Genomic DNA, 26,922 nt, shown 5'->3' on the forward strand with positions numbered 1-26,922 from the left:
CTGGGAAACCCAATCGTGTCGAGACTTCGACTCCATTTCGAATGTTCACCTATTAGGTGAAGAACCCCGAGTGCAATATTTTGTTGATTGATCCAGTTTTCTTGGCAGCTTTGAACGCGTCTTTATCACGGATTCAGGATTGTATAATAAAGTTACATATTTTGAAAGAAGGTTGTGACAAATGGCGGAAAAGAATTTTTTTTCTTCCCATTCTAGAAGGGGGTTTACACTCCTCGAAACCCTCCTATCCATCGCTTTGCTGTCGGCAGTGGCGATTGGTTTGTTTTCCTTTTTTACGAATGCTATGAACTACACATCCGACAACGAGCGGCGGACAGTGGCCATTCATCTCGCAAGGGGGGCAGCGTCATATTTTGAAAAAAATGTACGATTTGCCTCATTGGCCGATTACATGACGAACAGCGATTCTTCTTTTCTAAAGATGGACGAAGCCAGCTGCGGCCAGACCGAACTTCAGCATCTTCTGTTTCCGGGGGGGACTGAAAACGGAACAATCTCAGCGCAAGAAGCATGCACCGCTCAGCTCTCCCCAAAAGTGAACGACATTCCATACGAAACAACAATCTACGTCATCCGCTCTGACCAGCAAGCGTGGGATTCATTTCTTCGTTCAAGTGAATTCCGATCTTTTCCTGAACAGCTCAAAGGCGCCATTCAAAAAGAACGGGCCCGTGTCGTTTCTTCTGATGCTGGACGCTATATGATGAAAATATACGCCGTCGTCCGCTATGGAGGGAGAGATCGTGAGATGACATGGGTCGAAGGAGTGATCACCGATGAAACGATCCGTTGACAATCAAGACGGCATGTCGCTTGTGGAACTGTTGGCCGCTATCACGATTTCGATGGTGATCATTGGCATCATCTACACTGTGTTTATCGCCGGCATTCGCGTCTATGAACGAATCGGCATTGAAAACGAGCTGCGCAGCGAAGCGGATTATGCTGCAGCTCGTCTTATGAACGCACTGTACGCATTCTCTCCGGATGGCCTTGAAGCCGGGCAGAACCAAGAAAACAAACCTCTGCACCAATTGGCGTTCGTGAAGAATGAACAGTTTGAGACGAATAGTCAAGTCGGCCTTGTTTCCCGCGGACAGGCGACAAAACCGAGCGTTCGGACCATTTCCATCGAAAACGGAAAATTGATAGTGGATGGAGAGCCAATCACCTCTACCCGCCTTTTGCTTGATGGCTCTTCATCATCCTTTTCCTTCCGTTGCGCACGCAGGGAAGGAATCATTTGCCGAAGCGGAGTGCTTACAATGACCTTAACGATTCAAGATGCAGAAAATCATGGAGTCATCTCGATAAAACCGTTCACATTGAAGACGGAATTCGGGTTTTAGAATAGGAGGGAACCGCATGCGCAAAAATGAGCAGGGATACAGCTTAGTAACCACCTTGCTAGTCATCACCATCTTTTTCTTGCTCGGTTTGACCATTGTCACGGCCGCCGTTCAACACGCCCAATTCACGACCGTGCGCGTCGATGATGTGCAGTCGCTGCACGAAGCGAAAACAGAGCTCAACGAAGCATTAGCGGATCTCAAAGCGCAATTATCCGCCCCCAATTTTTTTGTTGATCATCGCATTTTTACCCCTAATCAGTGGGATCAGTTTCTCGGAACAGACAGCCCATCGGCTAGGGAAAACACGATCGCGGGTCGTTTGACCGCCCGCTATGGGGTAACCATGACAGACGAAAGCGAGCAGTACAATATTCCAAAAGACCAGGTCTTCTTGCGCGCCCTCCGTTTATCGAAGCAATTCACCGACGGCCATCAGGTGCGGACTGTCGAACGGCTCATCTTTGTCACCAACACGCCAAGTTTTCTCAAATATGCGCTCGGGTCAAACAAAGATGTTGTATTAAACGGTGGAGTCTATGTTGAGAAAGGAAACGTTTACGCCGGGCAAGACGCTTATGCGAGCAACGCGACCAACTATGTCAAACAGAATGGTCAATTGACCGTCGCTTCACCCAACGCCGGCATGCCGCGCCTTTCTTCTTCATCCGTCTGGTATACAAGCGATGGTCAACTGATGGCATGCGGTCAAACAACCAGTTGTTGGACAGCGAGTCAAACCCGTTTTTCTATGTCAGGCAGTTGGACGCCCCTTTGGCCGACAGATGTTGTCGAACCGGCGCCTTCTACCAAGCAGGAGAACGAAGACTTCATCGATGTGGATTTCGATTTGACAGTTGCCGACAAGCTATTGCAGGCGTCAGATATTTCCCGAACGAGTGATTCGTATCTGGAAGACATACAACGCGTTCAAGAAGCAACCGACAAAGCCAATGCGTTACGCTATTTGGCTGTAGAGTTGTCCAACCGATGGACTCCGATTGTCATCGATTCAACCGTGCCGATTGAAAAAGCCATCAAGCAAAGTTCTAAAGAAAAACCGCTTTACTTAGACGGAAGCGGCGTGCTCACTGGAGATGTCGACATTCGCACGGACGCCGCCAACAAGGTCAACCAATGGCTCATCGTCAACGGGGATCTAACGCTCAATGGCCCGACGAATTCGAACCATTTTATCAACGTATACGGAAATTTCATCGTTTTCGGCAATATGACGATCACTGGAAATGTCAAACTCGATGCCAGCATTTACGTCATGGGAAAAACGAAAATTTATCAAAGCCGAGTTGAGCGAGCTGAAAGCGGCAAAGGAGTCGTGTTGTTGTCAAAAGGAACGCTCGATCTTTCCCGCATCAACGAGTTTGACAACCCGTCCCCGACGCCAAACTTGAAAGGCTACTTTTATACGGACAGCAGCGCCACCATTTACGCTGTTGGCTCTTATTTATATATTGAAGGCGGACTGTTCGCGCGTGGGAACGGAGCGACCGCTCCTGACGCCGATGTCGAAGGGCTGGTCGTCAACGCATTCCGCGGCCAGGTGAACGGGGATAATGGGGAGCCGGGGCAATTCACGCCGATCAACGATCCGCTCTCCTCACGCCTAATCGTCCGTTATCGCCCCGAAGTGCTGATTGAACAAGGAACTGGACTCCCGTTTGTCAACCGTCTTTCGCTTGTCGTTGATCGTCTAGAAGTGAAATGAAAAAGAGGGCGTCCCAATAGGAGGGGGGACGCCCTCTTTTATCTCTATATATGTGTGCTGACCGCTTCTTTAACACTATATGTTGTACTTATCGTGAACTACCCACCACCTACGCTTCGCTTAGAGATGGGGGCTTCAAGCGACTTGTGTGTGTTCGCCGAACGGTAAGCCACACACAAGAACCCTTTACGCTTCCCTTCGTTCCGAAGGTGTCCGTTCTAACCATATTCTATCCTATTCGTTGGCTGACGCCAACCGAAATTCATCTCCCACTTTCACTTCGTTTCAAAGTGGGAGACTTCTTTCGGAAAGATGTTAAAGACAGACGGCCTTTGGGTCAGCCCCTTTTCCTTTACCATCGACCGCCGTTGTTCCCGCCGTTATTGTTCGTGGGCGACGGGCGGACGATGACCATCACCTCTGCTTGAATATCACGTCCATCTGGGGCCTTCGCGTTCGCTGTTGCCGTAACCGTTGCATACCCGACATCCACAGCCTGCAAATACCATCTTCCGTTTTGTTGAATAATGTCGACAAACCTCCTATCGGACGACGTCACCAAGCGGAGCGTTTGATCCGTCGCATTTTCCGGGATAAAGCGGAGCTGCTCCGCCACTTCGAGCCGATCGCCTGGATTCATATAGATCACCGGGTTGCGGAAAGCCATGCCTGTGAGCGCTACGTACGGATCAATCACACGGATGGACGCTGTTGCAGAGGCATTCCCGCCGTCTGTAGAACGCACTGTAATGGCAACCGTCCCTGGTTTCAGCGCCGTGACGACCCCGTTTTGCACAACAGCCACAGCATTATCGCTGGACGACCATACCAACGTTTTGTTCGTCGCATCGCTTGGCACGATTGTCACCGGAATGGTCTGCACATCCCCGACGTTCATCGTCGCCTGATACGAGCCGAGTTTCAGTTCGGTGATCAACTTTGTATACGTAAACACAACGCTCGCCAAACCTGTTCCTCTCGTTAATCCTCCTGACGACTGCACGTTCACTGTGTATGACCCATCGTTTGAAATGGCGATTTCATACGGAGACTTGAGCGCTGTCCAAGCAGATGCCGAACCATTTCGAATCATTTGATACTGATAGGACACGCCTTCCCCGGCCACCGGCCCCACCAATTTGACGGTAGGCGCCTCGTACGTCGTCGTACCATTCGCTACAGCGCCTTTTGGCGTTGTCACCACGAGATGCGGTTTAATATACACCGACACCGTTTGGCCATTGCTGTAGGTGACAAGCAGCACGCCGTCATCATTTGGGTCATACTGCATCGCTTTGACAGGCAACGGCAATAATCCATTTGCATTAGGATCCGCCCGCCCGACGATGTCGTCTGATAAAGCAGAAAATTCGTGTTTGGTAATAGTCCCCATTCCATTCCCTTCATAGTAAACGTTCGGAAAATCATCCAAGCGAACTGTCATGCCGATCCGTTCCGCCGGCGGTGAGAGCGTCGAAGTCCTCACCCCATAACGGCTGTCGGTAAACGTCACAATGGCAGGGGGCAATTGGACATTGTTCATCGCATAATCCGCCTGCATCACCCACTGTGCGGAGAGCATGAGCTTATTCAGCTGGCTGTAGTCGAACATTTGATTGGTGAAAGACCATTTGGCATAACGCTTGCCATTCTCCACATAGGTTGTGACTTTGCCATCGGGAACAACGGAGATGCCATCGGGCAGTTCTTGGACAATGCTCACATTGCTGATCGTCCCGGTCGCATTGCCGACATACCCGACAAGCGACAACGAATACGTGGCCCGGAAGCGGTTGTCGTCGCCATCGGTTGCCCCCCGTTTGATTAAGCTTGTGACATCATTGGTCAGCCCTTGCAGCTTCACCGTTCCAGTAAACGACGGCGGCGCTTCGTCTTTGACCGTGACGGTCACCGTTTTCGTCACAGCCGGCTGTGGCTGGCCATACACATCGCGATACGTCAGTTCAGCAGTGAACGTATATGTCCCTTTTGCTTTAAATGACACGGGAATCGGAATCGTCACCGGCGCCGGAGTGCCTTGACCAACTTGGTATGGGATGGAAAACGAAATATACGCGTTTTGCTTGTTTTCATCCAGCCATACTTGGCCGTTTTCCGCAACGGCGACATTACCGCCAAACGACGAAAGCGGGATGCGGATCGTTCCTGTGATCGCTGGCGTGGTGGCAAGCTGGGAAAACTGTTGGAACAAAGCGGTCAAATTTTGCGTCGTTCCTTGCCGCGCCTCGCCGCCGGCAGTCGCTGAAAGCGACCGTAAATAGTCCATATCGACTTCATCATTGTCGCCGAAGCCGATTGAGTAAAGGGTGATATTGTTCATCCCGAGCGTTTTCGCCACCGCTGTGGCATCGGCTCGGATTTTCCTTTCGATGCTGCTGTAAGTGAACGAATAGCCGTTATCCCAAGACACCCACCATCCATTAACATAATCTTGCCCATCGCTGTAAAATTGGCGAGAATATCCTTTGTTGTCGGTAAAACGGATACCAGCAGTCCGCCCATCACTGTACAATTCATATGTGACCGAAAGAGAATCGGTTACTCTATTCCCTGTGTACTGATATCCGCCCAAAAATTTCGGTTTGACCTCCCGATACGTAATCGTATCAACTGTATTCAACACCGTCGGCATGCCGTCAGTCAAAAAAATGATGTACTTTTTCCTTGTTGGATCGGTAAAATATGATCTTGCAAGTGACAAAGCGGCTGAATAGTTCGTCCCCCCGCTGGCGGTCAAACTGTTTCCCGTGCTGAGAATGGCGTCAAGCTGGCTCGCTACATCGGAATATTTTCCAAATGGAACGACGCTCGCCTGCCGGACCCCATCGGAAAACGGAATAAGGGCAAATCGGTCATTTTGATTGTAATTGGACTTAAAATAGTTGACTGCCGCCTGCAGAGCAGATTTGGCGCTTTGCAGCTTCATTGCCGTCATCGACCCCGACATATCCATGATAAACACAAGGTCGATCGGAGGACGAATGATCGTAGACACCGATCCTTGCGGGTTGAGCGTCACATCGAGCCTCCCTTGTGCATCAGCATTCGGGGGTTTCACATACTCGGGCTGCGACGAAGAAAATTGGAACTGGAGCGACGGCAGAGAGGCTGCTTGCACCGTTCCCCCCTTTCCTCCTGGGCCAAACATGAGCAAAAATGCCCATATCGCTACGATCAACCATTGGAAAAGCTTCCTTTTCCCCATTTTCCTCTCCCCATTCGAGACAAAATTCCTATTTACATTATATCATTCTACTATTGCAGTTGATAGCAAAATTTTCTTATCCCATTCCTTTTTTTACTTCAGAAATAAAGTACAAGGATCCTGTAATCAAAAGCAGATCCCGCTCAGTCAACCGCGAGGCCTGCTCACGAATCCATTTTTCCCACTGAAGAACAGTTGCCTTTTGTTGATGAGTGGAAAGGTCCGCCAACTGTTCCGCCGCTGCCGCGCGCGGAAAATCAAACGTGGTAAACGTGATTGTATCCGCGAGCTCATCAAGCCGTTGAATCATCCGCTCCAGCGGCTTGTCGGTCAGCGCGGCGAACAAGACATGGACGCGCTTGTCGGGATAATGAGCGCGCACCGTCTCGACAAGGGCGCGAATTCCGGCTTCGTTATGGGCGCCGTCGAGAATGATGAGCGGTTTGCCGCTCACCCGCTCAAACCGGCCGGGCCAAGCGGCTGTGGTCAGCCCATCGGCGATATGCTCCGGATCGATCAAAAACGAATAGCCAAGGCGCAACAACTCTGCCGCCATCACCGCCACCGCCGCGTTTTCGACTTGATGGGCGCCGGGCATTTGAATGCGCAAATCGCGATATTCGGCAAACGGCGTGACAAGCGAAAACCGCTCCCCTTCCACCGTCGTCTGCCGGTCGGAAACGGTGAAATCGACGCCGAGACGATATGTTTTTGCTTTCCGCTCCGCCGCCGTCTTGGCGATCACCTCCCACGCCTCGGGCTCGTTGACCGCTGTCACAAGCGGTACGCCCGATTTGATGATTCCCGCTTTCTCCGCCGCGATTTGCCCAAGCGTATCGCCTAAGATGTTCATATGATCGTAGCTCACGTTTGTAATGACGGAAACGAGCGGATAAATGATGTTGGTTGAGTCCAAGCGGCCGCCAAGCCCGACTTCGACGAGCACGATGTCTTGAATGTTTTGTTTGCCGAAATAATACAGCATCATCGCCGTGATCACTTCAAACTCGGTCGGTCCGCCAAGTTCTGTTTTTTCCAATTCATCCGCAAGCGGTTTGATCGTTTGCACGAGCTCGACGATCTCTTCATCGCGAATCGGTTGGCCGTTTATGCTGATTCGTTCGTTAAACTGCTCGACATACGGCGAGGTGAACGTGCCGACCGAATAGCCGGCCGCCTGCAAAATCGAGCGCAAATAGGCGACCGTTGACCCTTTGCCGTTCGTTCCCCCGATATGGACGGCGCGGACGCGGCGTTCCGGGTGGCCGAGTTGTTCCATCATCCATTCCATCCGCTTCAATCCCGGTTTTATGCCGAGCCGCAGCCGCCCGTGAATCCAAGCGACTGCTTCTTCATACGTTCGAACCATGTTCATCGTCCTCCTTTTTCCATTGGTGTCTTGCCGCCCCCTGCAGGCTTCATGCGGCAGATGCGCCACACATCGAGAAGCGTGGCGAAAGCGAGTATATGTTGACAACAAACCTCTTCTCAGAATATGACAAACCTTCTATCATGATCCATCGAAAAAGACGAATCCACAAGAAAGCGGATTTGTCTTCATCATAATCAACCGCAAGATCGTTTGTCTACCGTTTGAGCTCGGCGAGGCGCGCCTTGACGGCTTCGCGTTTTTCGATGTAATCTTGCCGCTTGCGCCGCTCTTCTTCGACGACATGAGCCGGCGCTTTCGCCAAAAAGCCTTCATTCGCCAGTTTCTTTTCGACGCGCTCGACTTCTTTGTTCCATTTGTCAAGCTCTTTTTCAAGCCGCTTAATTTCTTCCTCAATATTGATCAATCCTTCAAGCGGCATGATGAGCTCGGCGCCGGTGACGACCGCCGTCATCGCTTTGTCCGGCTCGGGAACGTTTGTATCAATCAAGAGCTCGCTCGGGTTGCAGAACCGCTCAAGATAGGCGCGGTTTTTCATGAGCACCGCCCGCACTTGTTCATCTTTCACCTTAATATAGAGCGCAATCGGCTTGCTCGGCGGCGTGTTCACTTCGGCGCGGACGTTGCGGACGGCGCGGATGATGTCGACGAGCATCCGCATTTCTTCCGCGGCTTCTTCGTTGGACAGCTCAGGGCGCACTTGCGGCCACGGAGCGACGGTGATCGATTCGCCTTCATGCGGCAAGTTTTGCCAAATTTCCTCGGTAATGAACGGCATGAACGGGTGAAGCAGGCGCATCGTGTTGTCGAGCACATACGCCAACACGGAGCGCGTCGTCTTTTTCGCCGCTTCGTCGTCGCCGTAAAGCGGCAATTTCGCCATTTCAATGTACCAGTCGCACAAGTCGTCCCAAATAAAGTTGTACAGCGTACGCCCCGCTTCGCCGAATTCGTATTTCTCAGCGAGCTTCGTCACCGTCTCGATCGTTTCGTTCAGACGCGTTAAAATCCAATGGTCGGCGACCGTTTTTTCGCCGCTCAAATCAAGCTCCTCGTACGTCATGCCGCCCATGTTCATCAAGGTAAAGCGCGAGGCGTTCCAAATTTTGTTAGCAAAATTCCACGTCGCTTCGACTTTTTCTGTGCTGAAGCGCAAGTCTTGCCCCGGCGAGCTGCCGGTCGCCAAGAAGTAACGGAGCGCATCGGCGCCGTACTGGTCGATCACATCCATCGGATCGACGCCGTTGCCGAGCGACTTGCTCATTTTCCGCCCTTGGGCGTCGCGGACGAGGCCGTGGATGAGCACGTCTTTGAACGGGCGCTTGCCGGTGAATTCGAGCCCTTGGAAAATCATGCGCGACACCCAGAAGAAAATGATGTCATAACCGGTGACCAGCACATCGGTCGGGTAGTAGCGCTTGTAATCCGGCGATTCCACATCCGGCCAGCCCATGGTCGAGAACGGCCAAAGCGCCGAGCTGAACCATGTGTCGAGCACATCGGGGTCTTGTTCCCAGTTTTCGATGTCTTTGGGCGGTTCATGGTCGACGTAAATTTCACCCGTTTCTTTATGGTACCATGCCGGGATGCGATGCCCCCACCAAAGCTGGCGTGAAATGCACCAGTCGCGGATGTTTTCAAGCCAATGCAAATACGTTTTTTCAAACCGTTCCGGCACGAACTGCACTTTGCCGTCGGTTTGCTGGAGCTTGATGGCGGCTTCGGCGAGCGGCTTCATTTTCACGAACCATTGCGTCGACAAATACGGTTCAATAACTGCGCCGCTTCGTTCGCTATGGCCGACCGAGTGAACATGCTCTTCAATCTTAAAGAGAACGCCTTGTTCTTGCAAATCGCGGACGATCTGCTTCCGGCATTCAAACCGGTCAAGCCCCTGGTATTGCATGGCGTTTTCATTCATCGTGCCGTCTTCGTTCATGACGAGAATGCGCGGCAAGTTGTGGCGATTGCCGATTTCAAAGTCGTTCGGGTCGTGCGCCGGCGTAATTTTGACCGCTCCGGATCCGAACTCCATATCGACATATTCGTCGGCAATGATCGGAATTTCGCGGCCAACGATCGGCAGTTTCACCATTTTGCCGATCAAGTGCTTGTACCGCTCGTCATCCGGATGCACGGCAACGGCCGTATCGCCGAGCATCGTCTCCGGACGGGTCGTCGCCACCTCGATGAAGCCGGAGCCGTCGGCGATCGGATAGCGCATATGGTAGAGCGCGCCTTTCACTTCTTTATAAATAACCTCAATGTCCGACAACGCGGTTTTCGTCACCGGATCCCAGTTGATGATGTATTCGCCGCGGTAAATGAGCCCTTTCCGGTAGAGCGAGACGAACACTTCGCGCACCGCTTTGGAAAGCCCTTCGTCAAGTGTAAACCGCTCGCGCGTGTAATCAAGCCCAAGCCCTAACTTCGCCCATTGGCTGCGAATATGGCCGGCGTATTCTTCCTTCCACTTCCACGTTTCTTCTAAAAATTTTTCCCGGCCTAAATCGTAGCGCGACAGCCCTTGCTGGCGCAATTTTTCCTCGACTTTCGCCTGGGTGGCGATGCCGGCGTGATCCATTCCCGGAAGCCACAGGACGTCATACCCTTGCATCCGCTTCATGCGCGTAATGATGTCTTGCAGCGTCGTATCCCACGCATGCCCTAAGTGCAATTTGCCGGTGACGTTGGGCGGCGGGATGACGATCGTAAACGGTCGTTTGTTCGGATCACCGGTCGCTTCAAAAAATTTTCCTTTCAGCCACCATTCGTAGCGCCCGGCTTCAACGGCGCGATGGTCGTATTTGGGCGGCATCGACACTTCGTGCTGTGCCATGTTTCATTTCCCTCCTTCAACATGATGGACAATGCGGCCGACGGCGGCTTCCCACTAAGCAATGCCGCACAGCCGGCAAGCAAAAAAGCCCCTTTCATCCAAAAAGGACGAAAGGAGCTACTTTCGCGGTACCACCTTTTTTCTTAAGCCTAGAAGGCTGGTGATGAAGAGAACTGCAACACGGCCAACCCACCGGTGAAACATCGGCTGGCGAGCCCACAATCAGTTTGGTTGACCGGCCTTCTAGAAGCTTAAGCGCTTCATTGGCATAACGGCATGATGCCGGCTTCCTCTACTCGGCAGCAGCGCCTTTCAAAGAAGCAGCTCAAGGGCGACCTTCCAGCAGCCGTCATCCTAGGAAATCTCGCAGCTTCCGATTTCCCTCTCTGCAGGCGCGGACCGCTGTACTCCTCCCCGTCTTCGCTTTTGTCGTCATGATTCGATTATTATACTACCATTGTCCATCATCTTTGCCAAGTTTTTATTTATTTATTCCATTGGCCGGCGGTTGGTGACAAACATTTTGTTGTTTCATATTGTATAGTAAACCCGGGAAGGAGGGAACACCGATGCGGCGATTCAACCCGTATTCATGGCCGCCGTGGCTTCGGCAAGTGCGCGCCGTCTGCGCCCAAGTGATCATCCCGCTCACCATTTTTCAAGCGATCCGCACTATTTTTCTGCCAACGACGTTTGATGTCATTTTATTGGCCATCTTCGTTTTCATTGCCGTGGCGCTCCATCTGGAATGGATTTAGTGGGACGCCATTTTGTTTGGGCTGCATTCAAAATCGATTTAACCATTGCTGCTTTCATCCACCGGCGGTTCGTTGTCCACCGCTTCTTCCTGCTGCCGCGCGGCGTCGCGTTGGACAAGGTGCATAACGAGCACCTCCATATTTTTGAACGCCAAATAACGACGCTGCAACGCGGCCACATATTCCCGTTCGTTCCGCTCGTTCCGCGAAGCGGCCTCATACCGCTCCAAACAGCGGACAAACCCACGCGGCTCCGCCAAATGGCTGTATAAAAACGCCCGCTCCCCGTCGGACAGCGGCAGCTCCTTCTCGTACTCCCCCATCCCTTCAAGCCACTCGCGCCCAAGCGGCGGCATTGTCTGTACGTGAAAACGGAGCGCGGCGATCACATCAAAGAGCGGCGAATTCCAATGCGCCCGCTCCCAACTGATCCAATACGGCGGGAGATGGTGGGAGAGGCGCGCTTTGCCGTGCACCCAGGCGATGCGCCATTGCTTCGTCTCTTTGAGCGTCTCTTCCCACACATCGAGCCGTTCTTCAGCGAACGAGTACGCGCGCATCACCTCATGAAAATAGGTGCAGCATTGGAGCTGAAACGGAGACATGTACCACGCCGCTTCGTACCGCTCAATCCGTTCTTCCCAAACCATCCGCGCCCGTTGCCATTCGTCCTTTTTTTGCTTTCGGTACGCCGCCGCCTCTTCCTCACTCACCTCGATCGTACGGACGGTGGCGCGATGGAGGCGGGCGAGCTCGCGAAAAAAGGCGTCCACCGCATCCTTCTCCACCTTTGATTCGCCGCCATGCCATGCTTGCAAATAATAAAGACGGCCGCCTTCTGTGGCAAACAGCGACCGCCGCCGCGTCAGGTAAAGTGGGAGACAACGGGGGCCGCCATGCTGGAGAGACTGCCAAACGGCGGCGGCTTCTTGCTCGCTTTCAAGCGGCTTTAAGGCGAAAACACCGCGGTTCGTGTATACCTTGACGGCTTTGCCTCGCTGCTCCATGCGCTCTGGACGAAGACCGTACTGGGCGAGCACAGCCTCATATCGGTCAGCCTGTGCGGCCATTCGTTACGCCCCCTTACTGATCAGAAACGGAAAGCGTCCCTTTCAGGCGAAAGAACGGCTTCCCGCCATGGCCGGAATATAGAGCAGCTGCCCCTCGTGCACGTCATCTGGGCCTTCCAAATCGTTGGCGCGCAAAAGCTGCGAGACGGTCACATCATACCGTTCGGCAATCTTGTCCAATGAATCTCCTTGCTGGACGATGCAAATTTTCAGTTTCGTAAACTCTTTCTCCTCGCTTTTCGCAAACAGTTTCGTCAAGTAAAGCGCATTTTCGCTTTTTGTTTTCGTTTCTTCTTCTTCCTCAACCGCCTTTTTCGCCGCCCCGATCGATACCTTCGCCTCAGTTGGCGGCAGCAGCGAAGCGATGTCTTCCTCCGTCTGTGCGCTGACCTCCTTCGTTTCCGTCTCAAGCGGCAAAAACGGCTCTTTGGCCTCCTCTTCTTCCTCAGCCTCCGTTTCTTCATGACGCATGGCGGCCGGCTCCATGACGGAAACGGTCGTTTCGTCGGCGGCAAAAGCCGGCTGTTCATCCGCCTCATCGGTGAGATCATCCACGGAAGCAAACGTTTCCTCACCGGCCGCTTCCTTGCGGGCGATTGATTCAAACGGGGCAAACAGCGGCTCATCGTCCTCCTCATCGTCCGGCAAATCATCGTCAAGCGGCGCTTCACTAATGCCGCTGATCGAAATGTCGGCAGTGATCAGCAATCTTCCGTTTTCATCCAAATCATAATCAAACGATTCAACCGTCACGTACACATCCTCAAGGGAACGAATGCGGTTTTTTGGAATCGTAATATCGATTGGAAAGCGGTGCGACAGTTCGCTGATCCCGTCTTCGCGCACCGAAATGTGCTGAATGAACCGATAACCAGCCAGCTCAAACACGTCGTCATCCGCTTCAGCCTGCCCTTCGCCCGCTTGGTGGAATTCGCCGCTCAACTCAAGCGCGCCGCGGATCGTAATATATTGGTCGTACTCATCGACGGAAATGACCGGATCAAGAGAAATGGATAAAAACTCGGCGACTTCCTGTCCTCTTTTAAACCAGACCGATTCTTCCAATGAAAAACGCAAATACGATTGCTCCAACCGGGCCTCCTCCTTCCGTCCCTTCGGCAAATAGTTTCTATGACATTATCCATTGTATGAACGGAAACGAGGCGGTATGATAAAAAATTGGGCTGCCGACCGTCGGCAGCCCCTTTCCTTATCCGCGCAGACGGGCAAACACCCGCTCAGCAGCGGCAATCGTATATTCAATATCATCATCACTGTGCGCCGTCGACAAAAACAGCCCTTCAAATTGCGACGGCGGCAGGAAAATGCCTTCATTCGCCATTTCCCGATAATAGGCGGCAAACAGCTCCAAGTCGGACGTTTTCGCTGTCTCGTAGTTGACCACCGGCTCGTTCGTGAAGAAAAAGCCGATCATCGACCCAGCGCGGTTGATCGTATGCGGGATATCGTATTTCTCTGCTGCCTGATGAAGCCCATCCGCAAGGCGCGCCGCTTTGCGGCCAAGCTCTTCGTACGTTTCCGGCGTCAGCTGGCGGAGCGTCTCGTACCCGGCCGTCATGGCGAGCGGATTGCCGGAGAGCGTGCCGGCTTGGTACACCGGCCCGCTCGGCGCGACAAGCTCCATGATCTCGGCTTTGCCCCCGTACGCCCCAACCGGCAAGCCGCCGCCGATCACTTTGCCAAGGCACGTCAAATCCGGCTCAATGCCATAATACCCTTGGGCGCAGTGGTAATCGACGCGGAACCCGGTCATGACCTCGTCGAAAATCAATAAGGCTCCGTATTGTTTCGTCACCTCGCGCAGCCCTTCCAAAAAGCCAGGCACTGGTGGAACGACGCCCATATTGCCGGCGACCGGTTCGACGATCACCGCGGCGATGTCTTCGCCAAACCGCTCAAACGCATAGCGGACGCTGTCGAAATCGTTGTACGGCACCGTGATGGTATGCTGGGCGACCGATTCCGGCACGCCCGGGCTGTCCGGCAGGCCGAGCGTCGCCACGCCGGATCCGGCTTTAATGAGCAGCGAATCGCCGTGGCCGTGGTAGCTGCCTTCAAATTTGATAATTTTGTTGCGCTTCGTGTAGCCGCGCGCTAAGCGGAGGGCGCTCATCGTCGCCTCCGTACCGGAGTTGACCATCCGCACGATTTCCACCGACGGCACCCGCTCAATCACGAGCTTGGCGAGCTCATTTTCAAGCAATGTCGGAGCGCCAAAGCTTGTGCCTTGTTCCGCCACGCGCTTCAACGCTTCCACGACCTGCGGGTTGGCATGCCCTAAAATGAGCGGACCCCATGACAGTACGTAATCAATGTACTCATTGCCGTCAATATCGTAAATTTTCGCTCCTTGGCCGCGCGCCATGAAAATCGGCGTCATCCCGACCGACTTGAAGGCGCGCACCGGGCTGTTCACCCCGCCCGGCATCAATTTCACCGCTTCTTCGTAAGCGGTTTTTGACCGTTCGTAGCTTCGCATGCTTCCGCCCTCCTCTCTATTCAGCCAGCCAGCGGGCGACATCTTTGGCAAAATACGTAATGATCAAATCTGCGCCCGCCCGTTTCATCCCTGTCAACATTTCCATGACGACCGACTTCTCATCGATCCAGCCGTTTTGCGCCGCCGCTTTGACCATCGCATACTCGCCGCTCACGTTATAGGCGACAAGCGGAAGCGGAAAACGGTTTTTGACGTCGCGGATAATATCCATGTAGGCAAGCGCTGGCTTCACCATCAAGAAATCAGCGCCTTCTTTGACATCCGACTCCGCCTCGCGAAACGCCTCAAGGCGGTTGGCCGGATCCATTTGGTACGTCTTCCGGTCGCCAAACTGCGGCGCGCTGTCGGCGGCATCACGGAACGGGCCGTAAAATGCCGAAGCGTATTTGATTGCATACGACATGATCGGCACATACTCAAACCCTGCTTCATCAAGCCCACGGCGAATGGCGGCGACAAAGCCGTCCATCATGTTCGACGGCGCGATGATGTCGGCGCCGGCTTGCGCTTGGCTCACCGCCGTTTTGGTGAGGAGCTCGAGCGACGGGTCGTTCAGCACGCGCTCGTTTTCGACGACGCCGCAATGGCCGTGGCTCGTATATTCACATAAACACGTATCCGCAATGACGACTAGATCTTTGTGTTCAGCTTTGATTTGGCGGATCGCCCGCTGAACAATCCCTGTTTCGCAATACGCCTGCGAACCGACTTCATCTTTTTCATTCGGCACACCAAACACCATGACGGCGGGAATGCCAAGCTTGGCGATGTCGTCCACTTCCTCAGATAAACGGTCAAGCGATAAATGGTAAACCCCTGGCATCGACGGCACTTCCCGCTTAATGCCGCTTCCCTCGACCACAAACAGCGGATAAATGAGATCCTCGACGCGAAGATGCGTCTCACGCACCATCGCCCGAATCGCAGCCGTTTGCCGCAAACGGCGATGGCGGTCAAATGACAGTGCCATTCATCGTCCCTCCATGGAAAAATATTGTTCCATCGCTTTGATTATACCATCCGTGGTGTAATCCGTCGGACAAATATGGACCGGAATGCCCGCCCGCTCGGCCGCTTCTTTCGTCACCGGTCCGATGCAGGCGACCGCAACACCGGAAAGAAGGGCATCCACTTCTTTGTCGAGAAGGCGGACAAGGCTGTCAACCGCCGACGGGCTCATCAAGGTGACCGCATCAAGCTCCCGCCGGCGCAGCAGCGACAACAACCGCTCCCGGCCGTTTTCATCAGGCTCGGTCTCATACACCGTGAGCTCGTCGACCGCGGCGCCGGCGTTTCGCAACGCCTCAGGCAAGGTCGGGCGCGCCAAATTGCCTTTGACAAACAGCACCCGGTCGCCTTGTTTGACGCGCGGCATGAGCAAGTCAGCCAGCCGTTCAGCGGTGTAATCATCCGGCACAAGCGCCGGGGAAAGACCATGCTCGGCGAGCGCCGCCGCTGTTTTCCGACCGACGACAGCCATCTCCGGCAGCGGCCGCGGCAACGAAACGTGCGGAAAAAAGAAGCGGACGGCGTTCGCGCTTGTGAAAACGAGCCAACGGTATTCGCCAAGTCGCTCAACCATAGAAGCGATTTCTTCCGGCGCCGCCGGTCGGATGGCAATGAGCGGGATCTCGACCGGCACGGCGCCGACAGCGCGCAGCTTGGCAGAAAACGATGCCGCCTGCTCTTTGCCGCGCGTCACGAGCACCGTTTTGCCGGCGAGCGCGCTGTGTGTCATGATTGGCTCAACTCCTGTTTCACCCGCTCGATGAGCGCTTTCGCCCCTTGTTCGATCAAGACAGCAGCCGCCTGTCGGCCGACCGCTTCCGGATCGGCGCCAGTAACGATTTCTTTATACATTTCTTTGCCATCCGGGGAGGCGACAAGCGCGGTAAGACGCACCGTCCCCTCCTTCACTTCCGCGTAGCCGGCAATCGGCACTTGACAGCCTCCTTCCATTTGCTGCAAAAAGGCGCGCTCCGCCCGAACAGCCCGCTCGGTTTGCTCGTCGTTTAACCGGCTGAGCCATTGGCGCAATTCGTCATCATCCTCCCGGCATTCGACCGCCAGCGCCCCTTGGCCGACCGCCGGAACACAGACATCAAAAGGAAGATAGTCGCTGATGACGTCATCGCCCCAACCCATGCGCGCAAGACCCGCCGCCGCTAACACGATCGCATCGTACTCTTCGCTTTCGAGCTTCGCCAACCTTGTGTCAATATTGCCGCGAATCCATTTGATCGTCAAATCCGGGCGATAGGCAAGCAGCTGCGCCGAACGGCGCAAGCTGCTCGTGCCAATGACCGACCCAGGCGGCAAGTCGGAGAGCATCCGGTTTCCTTTGCTGACAAGCACATCGCGTGCATCTTCGCGGCGCGGAACCGCACCGATCACTAAACCTTCGGGCAGCACAGCCGGCATATCTTTCATGCTATGGACCGCCATATCGATGCCGCCGGCGAGCAATTCATGCTCAATCTCTTTCACAAACAACCCTTTGCCCCCGACTTTCGAGAGCGTAACATCAAGCACCCGATCTCCTTTCGTGACGATTTCTTTCACTTCAAACGTAAACGGCGCCCCAAGCTGTTTCAATTCGTTGATCACCCACTTCGTCTGGGTCAAGGCAAGCTTGCTGCGCCGCGAGCCAACGACAATGTTCCGCATCTCGTTCCACCTCGATTACGAATACCAGAAATGAAATTTTGACAAACTACCAAACAAGAAAAAGTTGACAAGCAAAAATAAAAACGAACCGATATTCCATAGCGCGATCGCCTTCCCTTGCATCTGCCGGACGGCTCGCTTGTAAAAATAGACGCCATAGACGAGAAGAACGACAAACGACCCAAGCACTTTCGCATCATACCAATGGAAATGGCCGATTTGAATATACGCCCAAATCACGCCAAGAATGAGCCCTAATAACAACATAGGCAAGCCGAGCGCGTTTAAAACATACGACAAACAATCAAGCCGCGACAAATCCGCCATGCGCCAAAGGCGCGCCCCCCACTTTTTCTTTTTCAGCAAACTGTACTGCAACATGTAAAGCACCGAAAACAGAAACGACAGCGTAAACGCCGCATACGCTCCGAGCGAAAGGGTGATGTGGATGATCAGCAGCTCCGAGACGAGCCGCTCCGCAACAGCCGGCGACTGCGAAGACGGTGCAAACGTATGAATGGCCAAAATAAAAAAAGCAAGCACGTTCGTAAAAAAGACGATGAAATCGACGCGCAGCAGCCGATTGATGACGAGCGACAGCGTAATGAGCAGCCAAGCGTAAAAATAAAGCCCTTCCGACATCGTTAAAATCGGAAAGCGCTTCGTCTCCATGATGCGAGAAACAAACGTCACTGTCTGCAAAAGCCACACAATAGAAAGCAACCAAAAGGCGATGTCGTTCGCCTTCCGGTTTTGTTGCAAAAAATCGATGAAATAGAATAGGATCGAAGCGATGTAAAGCAAAATGGACAACTCATACAACAGCGCCACCATCCATCCCACCTTACAGCTGCCATGATGGGCGGGCGGCACGGACCGCTTCCGCGTCTTGTTCATCGCATTGCACGGATTTCGCCTGCTCTATATGCCGCTCGGCTTTCACCGCATCTTCGATATTGAAAATTTTCATAAACAGCAAAAGCGCCTCCTCGGCATTCGGGCCGGCGGCGAGTTCCTTCGCCTGCAAAATCGGATCGCGGAGCAGCTGGTTAATAATGCTTTTCGTATGCTTATTCAACACTTTCCAGTCGCGCTCCGACAAATGCGGCAGTTTCCGCTCCAAACTTTTCATCGTTTCTGCTTGAATGGCCAGCGCCTTTTCGCGCAATGCGGCAATGACTGGCACGACGCCGAGCGTCTGCAGCCATTGGCTAAACGCCATAAGTTCCGCTTCGATCATCGTTTCAATGCGAGCCGCTGCCTTTTGCCGTTCCGCCAAGTTGGCCGCCACCACATCTTGCAAATCGTCAATGTCGTACAAAAACACCGTTTCCAAATCAGCCAACGCCGGATCCAAATCGCGCGGCACCGCGATGTCAACCATAAAGAGCGGGCGGCCTTTGCGCATTTTCTCAAGCGGCGCCACCATTTCCTTCGTCAAAATATAGCCTTTGGCTCCCGTCGAGCTGATGACGATATCTGCTTCCAGCAAAGCGCATGACAATTCGCCGAGCGGCTTCGCTTCGCCGGCAAACTGCTTAGCAAGCTGTTTCGCTTTTTCAAGCGTCCGATTGACAACCGTCACCTTCCCGACGCCACTGCCGTACAAGTTTTGCGCCGCCAGCGTCCCCATTTTGCCGGCCCCGATAATCAAGACGTGCTTGCCGGCAAGGCGGCCGAAAATTTTCTTCGCCAGCTCAACCGCCGCATAGCTGACCGATACAGCGTGCGCGCCGATGCCCGTTTCCGAGTGGGCGCGCTTCGCAAAGGTCACCGCCTGCTTGAACAGATGATTGAAAATCGTGCCGCTCGTCCCGACCTCTTGAGCGAGCAAATAGCTGTCTTTCACTTGCCCTAAAATTTGCGTTTCCCCAAGCACCATCGAATCAAGGCCGGCCGCCACGCGGAACAAATGCTTTATGGCCGCTTCTCCTTCAAGCACACGCAAATACGGAGCAATCGCTTCCACTTTGACGCCAAACCATTCGGCTAAAAATGCTTTCATATAGTAACGTCCGGTATGCAGTTGATCAACCACTGCATAAACTTCCGTCCGGTTGCACGTCGAGACGATCACATTTTCGAGTACGCTTTTTTGCTCGGCGAGCTGTTTCATCGCCGCACCGAGTTCCGCTTCTGCAAACGCGAGCTTTTCGCGGATTTCTACAGGGGCGGTTTTATAGTCGACGCCAACGACTACGATTTGCACGATGCCATCCCCCTTATTGACCGAATCCCTTCCATCATTATATCACAACTGTCCATCGTTTCGATTTAAAAAAATTGTGAACATGCCTCCAAAGCTATGCTAAACTGTAGACAGTGATCATTCTATCATAAACATGTCCAAAAGGGAAACGGAGGACGCGACGATCATGAAAACCCGAACGGTATTCGCCGGCATCTTGTTCATCGGCCTCGGGCTGTATTTTCTCGCCGGACAGTTGGAATCCCCCCTTTTCCATTTCTTCCAAGGGTGGCCGGCCTTGCTTGCCATTTGCGGCGCGGCTTTGCTTGGCCAGGCGCATTCAGCGCGTGAATATGCTTACCTTTTCCCCGGCTTTCTTTTACTCGGATTTGGCGTTGAGTTGCTCCTTGCGAGTGCATTTTCGGCCTGGCCCCGCGGCGTGAACATGTTTTTTTTCCTCATTGCGTTCGCTTTTTTCGCCAGCAGCCGCAAACAAAAAGGCGGGGCCGGCTTTGGCGTACTTTTCTTGCTTCTCGCTGTCGTGCTGACGTTTTCCGGGCGCGGCCAGCCGTTCTTTCACCTCGTCCAAGCCGGACTTTCCTCTGTCTGGAAGTTTTGGCCGCTCGGACTCATCGCCATCGGCGTCTATCTATTATGGACTAGGCGAAAATAGCCTTGGAAGTGAAAACACCAGCGGAATCGCTGGTGTTTTCATCATGAGGACACAAACGGCAAAAGCGCCGCCCATGCTTCGTCTTTCCCTTGTCCGGTCTCGGCGGAAAACAAAATGAGCGGGTCGCCGTCAGCCATCCGCAGCGTCTCGCGCGCGATTTTCGCGTGTTTTTGATGCTTGCCGCGCGGCACTTTATCCGCTTTCGTCGCGATGACGATCACCGGGATCTCGTAATGTTTCAAAAACTCGTACATCATCACATCGTCTTTCGTCGGCGGATGGCGCAAATCAACGAGCAGGACCGCCGCCTTAAGCACCTCGCGCGTCGTAAAGTACGTCTCCATCATGTTCCCCCATTTTTGCCGCTCCTGCTTCGACACGCGGGCGAAACCATAACCTGGCACGTCCACAAAGTAAAACGAGTCGTTAATCAAATAAAAATTCAACGTTTGCGTTTTCCCTGGCTTTGAGGAGGTGCGCGCCAAGTTTTTCCGGTTGATCATTTTGTTGATGAATGATGATTTGCCGACGTTCGAACGGCCGGCGAGCGCCACCTCTGGCCGTCCGCCGTCCGGATATTGTTCCGGCTTGACGGCACTGGTCACAAGCTCTGCTTTCTTCACATTCATCGCTTCCACCCCACCAGCGCGTGCGGCAGCACCTCATCGAGATGGGAGACGAGCACAAAGCGCAAGTCGCGCTTCACCGTTTCCGGAATGTCCGCTAAATCTTTTTCATTGTCTTTTGGCAAAATGACCGTTTTCAGCCCGGCGCGGTGGGCACTTAACGTTTTCTCTTTCAAGCCTCCGATCGCAAGCACCCTGCCGCGCAGCGTAATTTCGCCGGTCATGCCAACAAAGCGGCTCACCGGCTTGCCCGTCAGCGCGGAAATGAGTGCGGTGGCGATCGTAATGCCTGCAGACGGCCCGTCTTTTGGCACCGCACCCTCCGGGACATGGATATGGATATCGTACATTTCATGGAATTTCGGATCGATGCCGAGTTCCTCAGCGCGCGATCGAACATAACTGAACGCCGCCTGCGCCGATTCTTTCATCACATCGCCGAGTTTTCCGGTCAACACAAGTTTGCCGTTTCCTTTCGCGAGCGACACTTCGATGGCGAGCGTATCGCCGCCAAACGCCGTATACGCCAGCCCGGTCGCCACGCCGACTTGGTCTTCCGCCTCCGCTCGGCCGTAGCGGTATTTTCGCTTCCCTAAAAATTCCTCAAGATTGTTTTCTGTGATCACCACCCGCTTTTTCTCGCCGGAAACGATGAGGCGGGCCGCTTTTCGGCAGATAGCGGCGAGCTGCCGCTCAAGCTCCCGCACCCCGGCTTCGCGCGTATAATGGCGGATGATATCGAGCATCGCGTCATCGCGAATTTGCAACGCCGCCTTTTTCAGCCCGTGCTCAGTGATTTGTTTCGGCAGCAAATGCCGCTTGGCGATATGCAGCTTCTCCACTTCTGTGTAGCCTGGTATGTGGATCACTTCCATCCGGTCCAAGAGCGGCTGCGGAATCGCCGCCAAATAGTTGGCAGTCGCAATAAACATTACCTTCGACAAATCGTACGGCTCTTCAATGTAATGGTCGCTGAACGTATGATTTTGCTCCGGGTCAAGCACCTCCAGCATGGCCGCCGATGGATCGCCACGGAAATCGCTCGACATTTTGTCGATTTCATCAAGCAAGAAGACGGGGTTGATCGTGCCTGCTTTTTTCATCCCTTGGATAATGCGTCCCGGCATGGCGCCGACATACGTGCGGCGATGGCCGCGAATTTCCGATTCGTCGCGGACGCCGCCGAGCGAAACGCGGACGAAGCGGCGGCCGAGCGCTTTGGCGATCGAGCGGGCGAGCGACGTTTTGCCGACCCCCGGCGGTCCGGCGAGGCAAAGAATCGGACCTTTTAACGATTTCGTCAGCTGCTTGACAGATAAAAATTCAAGCACCCGTTCTTTCACTTTATCGAGTCCGTAATGCTCCTCGTTTAAAATCGCTTCCGCCTGCTTAATGTCGTGGATGTCTTCTGTTTCTTTCGACCACGGCAAGGCGATGAGCCAATCGAGGTAGTTGCGAATGACTGTGCTTTCCGCTGAGGTCGCCGGAATTTTTTCATAGCGGTCAAGCTCCTTCAATGCCGTTTGTTTCACATGCTCCGGCATGCCGGCCGCCTCGATTTTTTCTTTCAGCTCCTCGACTTCGCCCGTTTTTCCTTCTTTTTCGCCAAGCTCTTTTTGAATCGCCTTCATTTGCTCGCGCAAATAATACTCTTTTTGCGTCCGCTCCATCGACTGCTTGACGCGGGCGCTGATCTTTTTCTCAAGCTGGAGCACTTCTTTTTCGTTGTGCAAAATTTGGATGATTTTATTGAGGCGCTCTTTCACGTCGATCGTTTCTAAAATACGCTGTTTTTCCTCAAGCTTAAGTGGCAAGTGCGAGGCGATGATGTCCGCCATTCGCCCCGGCTCATCGATGTCGACGATCGAGGCGTAAATGTCGACCGACAGCCGCTTGGACAAGTTTATGTACTGCTCGAAATATTCAAGCATCGTCCGCTTGAGCGCCTCATCTTCTAAATCTTTCGCCGCCCGATCAGCAAACTTTTCGACTTTGACGAGAAAGTACGGCTCCTCGCTGATCACTTCCGTAATGAGCGCCCGAGCGACGCCTTCGACAAGCACGCGGAACGTGCCGTTCGGGAGTTTTAGAAGTTGCTTGACGCGCGCGATCGTTCCCATTTTATATAAGTCATCCATGTCCGGTTCGTCGATGGCAACGTCTTTTTGCGACGTCAGCAAAATCATATGATCCTCAACCATGGCTTGTTCGAGCGCTTTGACCGATTTCTCGCGCCCGACATCCAAATGGAGCACCATCGTCGGAAACACGAGCAGCCCACGCAGCGGCAAAAGCGGAACGACCGTCTCCTTTTTCTTTCCGTTCACGCCGAACACCTCCATCTCTCGCTTCTATTCGTTTATTGTATAGTACGGTAGCCGGGTTTGTAAAATTTGACGAACGAAAAAGCGCGCGGCGCTCCATCTGCATGCAAAGAAAAACCGACTTCAGCGACGATCCGCTTGCGCCGAAGCCGTACATAAAAGAGAGGCCGGGCGAACCGCCCGACTCGGTTGCGAGCGGATCGCCCGCTTTCGTTGCCAATCGTTCGCCTTGCCGCCGTTTCCTTTGGCTAGACGAGCTTTTTCTCCGAGCGGTCCATAGCCGCTGGCAGCAGCGCGGAGCCGCGGCGGAGCGCCTCTTCGCCGAACACATGGACGAGCACTTCCTCGAGGCGGCGGACGGCGATGATTTGAATGCCGCTGACTTCGCCTAGCAACGATTGCATATTCTCAATCGGGATGATGACTTTTTTCGCCCCGGCTTGTTTGGCCGCTTTGATTTTGGCGAACACGCCGCCGACCGGTTTCACGCAGCCACGGATGCTGATTTCTCCGGTCATCGCGACCGTATGATCGACTGGAAGCTGGTAAATGGCGGAATAAATGCCGACTGCAATCGCCACCCCGGCTGAAGGGCCGTCAACCGGCACCCCGCCCGGGAAGTTGACATGAATGTCGTAACGGTCGGCCGGCACGCCCATCGCCCGCAGCACGGTGATGACGTTTTCTGCTGAACCGCGCGCCATGCTTTTGCGGCGCACCGATTTTTCGGCGCTGCCGATGCTCTCTTCCTCAATAATGCCCGTGACGTTGATCGTCCCTTTTCCTTTCGCCGGCAAGGCGGTCACTTCAATTTCAAGAAGCGCGCCGGTGTTCGGGCCGTACACGGCAAGGCCATTGACGACGCCGACCGCCGGGGCGGACGCAATTTTCTTTTCATAGCGTGGGGCCATTTGGCTTGAATGAATGACCCATTCAATGTCTTTATCCAAAATTTTGTCGCGGTTTTCCGTAATGGCAAGACCGGCGGCGATTTGCATCATGTTCACCGCCTCCCGCCCATTGCGCGCATAGGCGGCAAGCAGGCGAATGCCGCTTTCTGACACGTTCAGGCGGATTTTTTCCGCCGCCTTTTTGGCGATGAGGGCGATCTCATCTTGGTCCAATTCACGGAAAAATACTTCCAGGCAACGAGAGCGAATGGCCGGAGGAATTTCGTTCGGCGTGCGCGTCGTCGCCCCGACAAGACGGAAATCAGCCGGCAGTCCATTTTGGAAAATATCGTGAATATGGCTTGGGATTTGCAGATTTTCTTTGCTGTAATAGGCGCTTTCAAAAAATACTTTCCGGTCCTCAAGCACTTTCAGCAGCTTGTTCATTTGGATCGGATGAAGCTCGCCGATTTCGTCGATGAATAAAACGCCGCCGTGGGCGTTCGTCACCGCCCCTTGCTTCGGCTGGGGAATGCCGGCTTGCCCCATCGCCCCGGCCCCTTGGTAAATCAGGTCGTGCACCGAGCCGATGAGCGGATCGGCAATGCCGCGCTCGTCAAAACGCGCCGTCGTCGCGTCAAGCTCCACGAACACCGCATTTTTCTTAAACGGGGAGAGCGGATTTTTTTTCGCTTCCTCAAGCACGAGCCGAGCAGCTGCCGTCTTGCCGACGCCAGGGGGGCCGTAAATGATGACATGCTGCGGGTTGGGGCCGCATAAAGCAGCTTTTAACGCCTTGATGCCGTCTTCCTGACCGACGATATCGTCAAAACTTTTCGGCCGCACTTTTTCCGCCAGCGGCTCGTTGAGCGAAATCGAACGCAGCTTGCGGAGCTGTTCCATCTCTTTGCGCGACTCTTTATCAATCGAAACTTTTTGCACACGTTGCCCTCTTAGCAAATTCCAAAAATAAAGGCCGATGATGACCCCGAAAAACAGCTGGATGACCAGTACGATGTTCGTCCAATCCATGCCCCGATATCCTCCTGCCTTTAGATGGTATGTAGTATGATAGTATCTCCGCGAACGAGCGGGAATAAACAAAAAAAGCGCCGACCGGCGCCAAGGGCATGGGCGGCAAAAAAAGAAACCGCCGAAAAAAGGCGGTTTTCCCATCAGGCAGATGTTTTCCGTTCCAGCTCGATGACGGTGCCGTCATGACGGATCAGCGTCGGCGGCTTTGTGCCGCGCACCGTGTCGAGCGTGATGATGCACTTTTGCACATCTTCGCGCGACGGCAGCTCAAACATCACATCGAGCATAATGCCTTCGATGATCGAGCGAAGGCCGCGCGCGCCCGTTTTCCGCTCAATCGCTCTTTTCGCGATTTCCCGGAGCGCCGCTTCTTCAAACTCGAGTTCAACGCCGTCAAGCTCCAGCATTTTTTGGTATTGTTTCACGATCGCGTTTTTCGGCTTCGTCAAAATATCGATCAACGCCTGTTCGTCAAGCGGCTCAAGCGTCGTAATGACCGGCAGACGGCCGATGAACTCCGGAATAAGCCCAAACTTGAGCAAGTCTTCCGGCAGCACTTTCGACAGCAAGTTTTTCTCATCAACATCGGCTTGGTTCATTTCCGCACCGAATCCGATCACTTTTTTGCCGAGGCGGCGCTTAATGATCGGCTCGATGCCATCAAACGCCCCGCCGCAAATGAACAAAATGTTCGTTGTGTCGATTTGGATGAACTCCTGATGCGGATGTTTGCGACCGCCCTGCGGTGGAACGCTGGCGATCGTTCCCTCCAAAATTTTGAGCAGCGCCTGTTGCACCCCTTCACCGGAAACATCGCGGGTGATGGAAGGGTTTTCCGATTTACGGGCGATTTTATCGATTTCATCGATATAAATAATGCCTTTTTCTGCCCGTTCCACATCATAATCCGCCGCTTGGATGAGCTTTAACAAAATGTTTTCGACGTCCTCGCCGACATAGCCTGCCTCCGTGAGCGATGTCGCATCGGCGATGGCAAACGGCACGTTTAAAATGCGCGCCAATGTTTGCGCCAGCAGCGTTTTCCCGCTCCCAGTCGGCCCGATCATCAAAATGTTGCTTTTCGACAGCTCGATATCATCGATTTTGCTGCCGGAATTGATCCGTTTATAATGGTTGTAAACCGCAACGGCGAGCGATTTTTTCGCGTCATCTTGGCCGATGACGTATTCATCTAAAATTTCCCTGATCTCCATCGGCTTCGGCACGTCTTTAAATTCAAATTCTTCCTCGTTTCCAAGCTCTTCCTCGACGATCTCCGTGCACAATTCAATGCATTCATCACAAATGTAAACGCCCGGGCCGGCGACGAGCTTGCGCACTTGGTCTTGCGTTTTGCCGCAAAACGAACACTTTAGCTGCCCTTTTTCATCATTAAATTTAAACATGTCATTCACCCCTTGCTAACAAAATCGCACCTGCGTTATGTATCATGTCTCGCCATCCCATGTTGCAAAAAACTTATGTATTCGCTATTTTACCATACATGCGTCAAAAAAAGCGAATGAAAAACCCGTGATGTATTAGAAAAGTTTGAAAAATCACCTCCAGGCGCCAATGACTGAGATAAAGAACAAGGCACGAACGTCTCGCGCCTTGTT

Annotated in this window: 20 protein-coding genes and 1 other annotated feature; of the genes, 5 read left to right on the plus strand and 15 right to left on the minus strand. The window is 53.5% G+C overall.

From position 1 onward, the window contains the following. The first annotated feature begins 181 nt into the window (after window positions 1–181). Genes IKE44_RS04850 through IKE44_RS04860 form a run of 3 tightly spaced genes read left to right on the plus strand, consistent with a single transcriptional unit; the run spans window position 182 to window position 3,096 of the window. Window positions 182–814, plus strand: coding sequence for a type IV pilus modification PilV family protein (locus tag IKE44_RS04850; protein ID WP_049624183.1), 633 nt, complete (start codon window positions 182–184; stop codon window positions 812–814). After that, complete coding sequence (locus IKE44_RS04855) at window positions 798–1,370, plus strand: PilW family protein (RefSeq protein WP_287465181.1); 573 nt, start codon at window positions 798–800, stop codon at window positions 1,368–1,370. Before IKE44_RS04850 ends, IKE44_RS04855 begins: the two co-directional genes overlap by 17 nt. A 16-nt stretch (window positions 1,371–1,386) precedes the next feature. Further along, a complete protein-coding gene (locus IKE44_RS04860; RefSeq protein WP_049624182.1) occupies window positions 1,387–3,096 on the plus strand; it encodes a hypothetical protein in 1,710 nt (569 codons plus the stop codon). Window positions 3,097–3,448: 352 nt separating this feature from the next. On the opposite strand, the gene IKE44_RS04865 is transcribed toward IKE44_RS04860, so the two are convergent. From IKE44_RS04865 to IKE44_RS04875, 3 genes are all read right to left on the minus strand, one after another. Further along, the gene (locus IKE44_RS04865) at window positions 3,449–6,322 is read right to left on the minus strand and encodes a VWA domain-containing protein (protein ID WP_287465183.1); all 2,874 of its coding nucleotides are present in this window, start codon (window positions 6,320–6,322) and stop codon (window positions 3,449–3,451) included. Window positions 6,323–6,398: 76 nt separating this feature from the next. Continuing rightward, on the minus strand, window positions 6,399–7,691 hold the full coding sequence (locus IKE44_RS04870; protein WP_287465185.1) for a bifunctional folylpolyglutamate synthase/dihydrofolate synthase: 1,293 nt from the start codon (window positions 7,689–7,691) through the stop codon (window positions 6,399–6,401). Window positions 7,692–7,908: 217 nt separating this feature from the next. Next, window positions 7,909–10,551 carry a valine--tRNA ligase gene (locus IKE44_RS04875; protein WP_287465187.1) on the minus strand — a complete coding sequence of 881 codons (2,643 nt, stop codon included), beginning with the start codon at window positions 10,549–10,551 and terminating at the stop codon, window positions 7,909–7,911. 100 nt (window positions 10,552–10,651) lie between these two features. After that, window positions 10,652–10,981: a binding site (T-box leader), on the minus strand. Window positions 10,982–11,120: 139 nt separating this feature from the next. On the opposite strand from IKE44_RS04875, the gene IKE44_RS04880 reads away from it, so the two are divergent. Further along, entirely contained in the window at window positions 11,121–11,309 is a 189-nt protein-coding gene (locus tag IKE44_RS04880; protein WP_011232115.1) for a hypothetical protein, read from the plus strand. Between the two features lie 38 nt (window positions 11,310–11,347). Here IKE44_RS04880 and ysxE read toward each other — a convergent pair whose 3' ends face one another. The 8 genes from ysxE to hemA form a co-directional block, all read right to left on the minus strand. Next, window positions 11,348–12,379 carry a spore coat protein YsxE gene (gene ysxE, locus IKE44_RS04885; protein ID WP_049624178.1) on the minus strand — a complete coding sequence of 344 codons (1,032 nt, stop codon included), beginning with the start codon at window positions 12,377–12,379 and terminating at the stop codon, window positions 11,348–11,350. A gap of 42 nt (window positions 12,380–12,421) precedes the next feature. Continuing rightward, the gene (gene spoVID / locus IKE44_RS04890) at window positions 12,422–13,471 is read right to left on the minus strand and encodes a stage VI sporulation protein D (protein ID WP_049626523.1); all 1,050 of its coding nucleotides are present in this window, start codon (window positions 13,469–13,471) and stop codon (window positions 12,422–12,424) included. Window positions 13,472–13,589: 118 nt separating this feature from the next. Further along, complete coding sequence (gene hemL, locus IKE44_RS04895; protein WP_049624176.1) at window positions 13,590–14,879, minus strand: glutamate-1-semialdehyde 2,1-aminomutase; 1,290 nt, start codon at window positions 14,877–14,879, stop codon at window positions 13,590–13,592. A gap of 16 nt (window positions 14,880–14,895) precedes the next feature. Continuing rightward, window positions 14,896–15,870, minus strand: coding sequence for a porphobilinogen synthase (hemB, locus tag IKE44_RS04900; RefSeq protein ID WP_011232119.1), 975 nt, complete (start codon window positions 15,868–15,870; stop codon window positions 14,896–14,898). Next, on the minus strand, window positions 15,871–16,638 hold the full coding sequence (locus IKE44_RS04905) for a uroporphyrinogen-III synthase (RefSeq protein WP_020754244.1): 768 nt from the start codon (window positions 16,636–16,638) through the stop codon (window positions 15,871–15,873). After that, window positions 16,635–17,567: a hydroxymethylbilane synthase gene (gene hemC, locus IKE44_RS04910; RefSeq protein ID WP_033014321.1), complete on the minus strand. Its 933-nt coding sequence runs from the start codon at window positions 17,565–17,567 to the stop codon at window positions 16,635–16,637. The genes IKE44_RS04905 and hemC overlap by 4 nt, the downstream gene beginning before the upstream one ends. A 15-nt stretch (window positions 17,568–17,582) precedes the next feature. Continuing rightward, a complete protein-coding gene (locus tag IKE44_RS04915) occupies window positions 17,583–18,401 on the minus strand; it encodes a cytochrome C assembly family protein (protein ID WP_033014322.1) in 819 nt (272 codons plus the stop codon). Window positions 18,402–18,411: 10 nt separating this feature from the next. Then, window positions 18,412–19,776: a glutamyl-tRNA reductase gene (gene hemA / locus IKE44_RS04920; RefSeq protein WP_033014323.1), complete on the minus strand. Its 1,365-nt coding sequence runs from the start codon at window positions 19,774–19,776 to the stop codon at window positions 18,412–18,414. A gap of 166 nt (window positions 19,777–19,942) precedes the next feature. Between hemA and IKE44_RS04925 the strand changes: the two genes are divergently transcribed. Then, window positions 19,943–20,428, plus strand: coding sequence for a LiaI-LiaF-like domain-containing protein (locus tag IKE44_RS04925; RefSeq protein ID WP_033014324.1), 486 nt, complete (start codon window positions 19,943–19,945; stop codon window positions 20,426–20,428). Window positions 20,429–20,469: 41 nt separating this feature from the next. On the opposite strand, the gene yihA is transcribed toward IKE44_RS04925, so the two are convergent. The 4 genes from yihA to clpX all read right to left on the minus strand — a co-directional run bounded on the left by yihA (window position 20,470) and on the right by clpX (window position 26,709). Beyond that, the gene (gene yihA, locus IKE44_RS04930) at window positions 20,470–21,057 is read right to left on the minus strand and encodes a ribosome biogenesis GTP-binding protein YihA/YsxC (protein ID WP_033014325.1); all 588 of its coding nucleotides are present in this window, start codon (window positions 21,055–21,057) and stop codon (window positions 20,470–20,472) included. Then, window positions 21,054–23,396 (minus strand): endopeptidase La, encoded by a 2,343-nt coding sequence (lon, locus tag IKE44_RS04935; protein ID WP_287465192.1) that lies wholly within the window; start codon window positions 23,394–23,396, stop codon window positions 21,054–21,056. Before lon ends, yihA begins: the two co-directional genes overlap by 4 nt. A 230-nt stretch (window positions 23,397–23,626) precedes the next feature. After that, window positions 23,627–25,300, minus strand: a complete 1,674-nt coding sequence (gene lonB, locus IKE44_RS04940) for an ATP-dependent protease LonB (RefSeq protein ID WP_287465193.1) — start codon at window positions 25,298–25,300, stop codon at window positions 23,627–23,629. A gap of 143 nt (window positions 25,301–25,443) precedes the next feature. Continuing rightward, the gene (clpX, locus tag IKE44_RS04945) at window positions 25,444–26,709 is read right to left on the minus strand and encodes an ATP-dependent protease ATP-binding subunit ClpX (RefSeq protein WP_287465194.1); all 1,266 of its coding nucleotides are present in this window, start codon (window positions 26,707–26,709) and stop codon (window positions 25,444–25,446) included. Between the last annotated feature and the right edge of the window lie 213 nt (window positions 26,710–26,922).

It is taken from the genome of Geobacillus sp., from assembly GCF_017515625.1.
GTDB classification, from domain to species: domain Bacteria; phylum Bacillota; class Bacilli; order Bacillales; family Anoxybacillaceae; genus Geobacillus; species Geobacillus stearothermophilus.